Annotated in this window: 4 protein-coding genes; 1 reads left to right on the top strand and 3 read right to left on the bottom strand. The window is 43.0% G+C overall.

Annotation, left to right across the window (positions count from 1 at the left end):
• The 3 genes from VNZ46_RS01110 to VNZ46_RS01100 all read right to left on the bottom strand — a co-directional run.
• The coding region (locus tag VNZ46_RS01110) for a hypothetical protein (protein WP_414693449.1) at positions 1 to 181 on the bottom strand (181 nt) is incomplete at its 3' end.
• Positions 182 to 191: 10 nt separating this feature from the next.
• Complete coding sequence (locus VNZ46_RS01105) at positions 192 to 1,124, bottom strand: dihydrodipicolinate synthase family protein (RefSeq protein WP_325558221.1); 933 nt, start codon at positions 1,122 to 1,124, stop codon at positions 192 to 194.
• Positions 1,125 to 1,224: 100 nt separating this feature from the next.
• On the bottom strand, positions 1,225 to 2,571 hold the full coding sequence (locus VNZ46_RS01100; protein WP_325558220.1) for a Xaa-Pro aminopeptidase: 1,347 nt from the start codon (positions 2,569 to 2,571) through the stop codon (positions 1,225 to 1,227).
• Between the two features lie 303 nt (positions 2,572 to 2,874).
• On the opposite strand from VNZ46_RS01100, the gene VNZ46_RS01095 reads away from it, so the two are divergent.
• Positions 2,875 to 5,545: SusC/RagA family TonB-linked outer membrane protein (locus VNZ46_RS01095; RefSeq protein ID WP_325558218.1), on the top strand; the 2,671-nt coding region annotated here is incomplete at its 3' end.

Here is a 5,545-nt window from a genome sequence, read left to right as displayed (position 1 = left end):
TATCAATTTTTCTGTACAGCATAAAAGCCTCTTCTGCCTTCAATACAGCCCGCTCCACATCAGCAGGAACTGCTGGATAAAAATCACCCTCCAGTAAAGATTCAGAAAGCGGGTTTACAGCCCTAAAAGCTGTAATTCCCGCGGGTACATATTCATAACCAATGATATTTCTTCCGTCCATGATGTTTTTATTATACCGCTTTCAATACGCCCCAGCTTCCTTCAGGAAGTTCCGGCCTGATCGCTAAAGCATCATCAATTACCTTTTGAATACGTTCACGTTCCGCACCTTTAAGAACCAAACGGGGTGAACGCACATATTCCGTTCCGGTACCTGTGGCCACTTCTGCAAGTTTAATATATTGTACCAGTTTTGGATGGATATCCAGATCCAGTAAAGGCAGGAACCAGCGGTAAATTTGTATGGCCTCTTCATGACGTCCTTCTTTTGCCAGGCGAAAAATGGCCACGGTTTCTTTAGGAAAGGCATCCACCAAACCAGCCACCCAACCATGCGCTCCAATCAGGATGCTTTCCAGCGCCAAAGGGTCAACCCCGGTAAGGATCTTAAAACGATCCCCAAAACGGTTCAACATACGGGTTACATTTCCCACATCCCTTGTAGACTCTTTTACTGCCTGAATATTTGGATATTTTTTCAGCTGCTCAAACATATCGAGGGTCACATGGATCTTATAATCTATCGGGTTGTTATAGATCATAATTGGAAGCGAAGTATGCTCTGCAACGGCAGAAAAGAAGGCAACAGTTTCCTCTTCAGACGCAAAATAACGAAGCGGCGGAAGAACCATCAGACCGTCCACCCCCAGTTCTGCTGCTTTCTGTGCCTGGTGGACAGCAACTTTTGTAGATTGTTCGGCAATGTTAAAAATTACAGGTACCCTTCCGGCAACTTTCGCCACTGTAGCAGCAGTCAGTTTAAATTTCTCCTCTTCAGTTAATGTGCTGGCTTCTCCAAGAGAACCACCCAGTACAATACCATTTACACCGGCTTCCAATTGGGCCTCTATACCTACCATACAGGCGTCCATATCCAATTCTTCCTCTGCTGTAAATTTAGTTGTAATAGCAGGGAACACCCCGTACCAAAAATCTTTATTCATATTTATTCTCTTTTTATTTCAAATTTAAACTCTAATAAAATGCCTTATTACCAGAAAATTATCGCATTCTGGCTTTATATTAACACGTAAAGCCCGGTTTTCAGTGCTCAATTTCCTCTATCCTTTTACTTAATGGTGTTCCTAGTAAACAGCTGCCCGTTGCGGTGATTAGGAAATCTTCCTCTATGCGGATTCCTCCAAAACCTTTATAGGCTTCAACTGCTTCATAATTGATAAAATCAGCATGTTTACCTATAGCTTTCCATTGTTCGATCAGTTGAGGAATAAAATAGATCCCAGGCTCTACGGTTAGTACAAAGTCCTGCTCCAGGGCTCGTCCAAGCCGCAGTGACTTCAATCCAAATTCAGTACTCTTTTGCAAGTCAGGCGTATAGCCAACATATTGTTCTCCCAGATTTTCCATATCATGTACATCTAGTCCCATCATATGCCCTAATCCGCATTGAAAAAACAGAGCATGTGCGCCCTGTGCCACGGCTTCCTTTGGGTCTCCTTTCATCAAACCGATCGCTTTCAATCCTGAAGCAAGTTGTTCGCAAGCCAGCAGGTGCACCTCTTTAAAAAGTTTTCCTGGCCTCAATGCAGCTATAGCACTTTCATGTGCATTCAGTACAATGTTATAAATCTCTTTCTGGCGCGATGTAAAAGCACCACTTACCGGAAAAGTTCTGGTCAGGTCGCCTGCATAATGCATTTGATTTTCAGCACCACAATCACAAAGCACCATTTGCCCATTCTGGAGTACCTGATGACTGGCGTGATTGTGTAGAAACTGTCCGTTCACCGTCAGTATAGTTGGAAAAGCAAGATTCCCGCCTTCCGAAACAGCTATGGCCTGCAATTGTGCTGCTATTTCAGATTCCCGAATCCCGGGCAGGGCAAGTTCCATTGCCTTTTTCTGCATGGCCACACTCACCCCGATAGCCTGCTCAATTTGGATAATTTCTTCCGCCTGCTTATAAGACCTTTGTAATACAACCGCCTGTATCAGTTCTACTGAAGGCTTTTCACTGACCTCCCAGCTCTTCAACAACAAATCTACATCCGCCCGGTAAGGAGGCAAATAATGTATTGCAGAACCACCTTTCAGCACATCCTTAAGCGAAGAAAGACGACAAACCTGCTCCACTCCAGATTTCTCTGCCATAGAAAGCAAGGAAGGCAAGGGCCCCGTCCAAACTGTATCTTCCAGACTTTGCTCCTCTCCATAAATATATTCCTTACCCCGGTCCAGATCCATTACGAAAACCAGGTCTGGCAAATCAATTCCGGTATAATATAAAAATGTACTGTCTTGTCTAAAGGGATAGTGATTGTCTCGGTAATTTATCCCCAGTTCCCGGTTACCAGGTAAAAGAATGATGCCTTTTCCGATACGACTGGCCAGGATTCTCCTTCTTTGAATATATATATCTTTTGAAAACATAATTCAAAATTATCCTAATAAGAGCATCATATCAGCAGGATATTAACCTATATTAACTAGATATTCGCCAAAATAAGCAAAAATTGTGCTCTTCAACATTCGGTGGACGAAGCCGGTTCTGAAGCAAAAACCCTCTTTTCCTCCCTAAAACAATTTCCTGAAAAATAACAGATGTCTTAACCAGCTAAAAAGCTGCCGATATGTGCTAAAATCCGAAGAAAACATGTTAACAGGCACAAGTAACTTTAATTTCTCCTTTCGCCATGCTGCGAAAAACACTAACCAACCTAACACAACAACAATATGACACTAACCAAGAACCACATGAACAACACCATCAAAAGATGCCTTTCGCTTTTGATGCTCTGTTTAATTTATCAGGTTTCCGCTGCCCAGAGCAACCTGAACATTAAAGGAAAGGTAAGGGATGCCATGGACAACACGCCTTTGATTGGCGTTTCTGTTAAAGAAAAAGGCACCACTAATGGGACCCTTGCAGACAACAATGGAAACTATAGCCTGAAAGTAAGCCGTACAAATGCCACACTAATTGTTACCTATATAGGTTATACCCAACTGGAAGTACCGGTCAATGGCCGGCAGGAAATTAATATCCTGCTTCAGCCCGAATCAAAAGGTCTGAACGAAGTGGTCGTGGTGGGCTACGGTACTCAGAAAAGAGGAGAAGTGACCAGTTCAATTGCCACCGTTAAGGCAGAAGACTTTACCAAAGGTACGGTTAGAGATGCGGGCCAGCTGATCCAGGGAAAAGTAGCGGGTTTAAGGATCACCACCCCTTCGGGAGACCCAACGGGCGGTACACAGATTAACCTTCGGGGATTGAATTCTCTTAACGGTACCTCAGAACCCCTGATTTTAATTGATGGTATTCCTGGTTCGCTAAATACGGTTGCACCAGAAGACATCGAAGCTATTGACGTTTTAAAAGACGGTTCAGCAGCTGCAATTTATGGAACCAGGGCAACTGGCGGTGTCATCTTAATCACCACCCGAAAAAATCCCACCGGATCCAAATCAACTATTGAATACACCAATTATGTAAATATCCAAAAGATCGTTAAAAAACCTGACATGCTCACTGCCGATGATTATCGCCGGTTGATCAGCCAGGGGGTTAAATACACTGATTACGGTGGCAATACTAACTGGCTGGACGAGATCTTACAAAATCCTGTAAGCCAAAACCATAACCTCAGCCTGTTTGGCGGAAATTCCACCACCAATTTCAGTGGTTCTGTAAACTACAGAGATTGGGAAGGGATATTTCTAAAGACAGGACAGAAACGTTTAACTGTACGCGCGGCCTTAAACCATTCCATGTTCGACGATAAACTCAAAACCAATATCACAGTCATTAACCGCAGCATCACCTCTTCACAAGGTGGAGCCGATGGTTACGCCTATCGTCAGGCCATTATCCGCAACCCGACCGATAATATCTATAATGACAAAGGTAAATGGCAGGAAAGAGACATTTATTTCTATGATAATCCTTTATCCAGAATCAATGAAGCCATCAACGACGCCAGGCTCAGGGAAACCCGTATTAGCGGAAGTTTGGATTACCGTCCGATCAAAGACCTGAGCATCAAATTACTGGCTTCCAATATTCAAACCAATAACCTGTACGGAAGCAGTACCACCTTCGAGCACGTAAACACAACCAAATCAAAACTCAATGGTACAGCCTCCCGTTCCACCACTGCCGCCACAGAAAACCTGGTCGAATTTACAACCAATTACACCAAAAGCATAGGTCATCACAATTTTAGCATTCTTGGAGGATACAGCTGGCAGGATGCCGTTAATGAAAACTTCTATGCTTATAATTTTGACTTCCCTACAGACGCCTATAGTTACAATAACCTCCAAACCGGTGCCGCTTTAAAAGAAGGAAAAGCAGATATGACCAGCAATAAAAACAAATGGCAACTGGCTGGTTTTTTTAGCAGGTTAACCTATAACTGGAATGAAAAATATCTGTTTATGGCCAGCATCAGGAGAGAAGGTTCTTCTAAATTTGGAGCCAATTATCACTGGGGTTCATTTCCGGCAGCTTCAGTTGGCTGGCGCGTAAGTAAGGAAGATTTTATGAAAGCCGTCCCTGAAATTTCCGATTTAAAATTAAGGGCAGGATATGGTGTAACCGGAACAATCGCCAGTGATCCTTATAACTCGCAGACCAGCTATAAATATGACTATGCTGAAGGTGCCTACATTGATGGCAAATGGGTACCCGGTTTTGTTCCGGCAAGAAATTTCAATCCAGATCTTCGCTGGGAAAAAAAGACAGAATATAATGCAGGGATAGACTTCGGTTTATTTAAAAACAGGATCACCGGATCATTGGATTATTACACCAGAACCGTAGATGACCTACTGTACAATTTTGCTGTACCAACTCCCCCATTCCTCACCGGTAATATGTTACTCAATGCTGGAACCATGAAAAACTCCGGCTTTGAAGCCTTGATCAATGTAAAGGCAGTAGATACCAAACTCTTGAAATGGAACTCCAGTATTACCTATTCCACCAATAAAAACAAACTGGTTAATTTATCCAATGATAAATTCGACGTCACTATAGATTTCATCAATGCAGGATACACCGGTGAACCGATACAAACCTATACCCACCGTGTAAAAGTTGGTGGTCCAATAGGTCAGTTCTTCGTACTTAAAAGCGTAGGTGTAGACGATAACGGAAAATGGCTGGTAGAAAGTAAAGACGGCAAGGTCATCCCTATTTCTCAATCCAGTGATGACGACCGACAATACTATGGAAATGGTATCCCTAAATACCTGCTGGGCTGGAACAATACCTTTAAGATCAAAAACTTTGATTTCGAAGTCAATGTTAGAGGTGCTTTTGGTCACGATGTACTGAACATGCAGCGGATGTATTATGAAAACCCGGTAAACAAAGCCTATAATGCTTTAAAAACTGCCTACG

It is taken from the genome of Pedobacter sp., assembly GCF_035566355.1.
In the GTDB taxonomy this organism is placed as follows: Bacteria; Bacteroidota; Bacteroidia; order Sphingobacteriales; family Sphingobacteriaceae; genus Pedobacter.
The sequence above is the reverse complement of the archived record's forward strand: the minus strand, read 5'-3'. Positions and strand labels throughout refer to the sequence as shown.

Coding starts and splice junctions, on each gene's coding strand:
- VNZ46_RS01105 (WP_325558221.1), bottom strand. CDS start 1,124: ATGAATAAAGATTTTTGGTACGGGGTGTTCCCTGCTATTACAACTAAA.
- VNZ46_RS01100 (WP_325558220.1), bottom strand. CDS start 2,571: ATGTTTTCAAAAGATATATATATTCAAAGAAGGAGAATCCTGGCCAGT.